This window comes from Lysobacter sp. TAB13, assembly GCF_052113885.1.
Lineage (GTDB): Bacteria > Pseudomonadota > Gammaproteobacteria > Xanthomonadales > Xanthomonadaceae > Lysobacter > Lysobacter gummosus.
This window is the reverse complement of the sequence record NZ_JBFRDR010000320.1, coordinates 1-389: the sequence shown is the minus strand read 5'-3', so window position 1 is coordinate 389 and position 389 is coordinate 1. Positions and strand designations below refer to the sequence as shown.

Genomic DNA, 389 nt, shown 5'->3' with positions numbered 1-389 from the left:
GTCGTGATCGGCCCCAAGGATCTGCCGAAAGCCATGCGGACCGCCGGGCAGGCGATCGGCAAGATTCGCCGTATGGCCGGCGAGTTTCAGAGCCAGTTCAACGACGCCATGCGCGAAGCCGAACTGGACGATCTGAAGAAGCAGGTCGAGGATGTCGGTGGTTCGGTGCAGAGCGCGCTCAATACCGATTTCAAACCGATCGATCCGATCAAGGACGATTTCAGTACACCCGCCTCCGGCGCCCGCGACGACGCGGCGCTGAAGGACGCGGAGGCTACGCTCGCGGCCTTGCCGGGGCCTGAGCCCTTGCCCGAAATCGTCATCGAGCCCGCGCCGATCGCGGAACCGGAGCCTGAACCCGAGGTCAAGCCGAAGGCGCCGCGCAAGCG

At 65.3% G+C, this 389-nt stretch carries 1 protein-coding gene; it reads left to right on the top strand.

Annotation, left to right across the window (positions count from 1 at the left end; translation table 11 throughout):
- A partial coding sequence (locus tag AB4Y92_RS26345; RefSeq protein ID WP_441822306.1) for a hypothetical protein occupies positions 1-389 on the top strand: 389 nt, incomplete at both ends.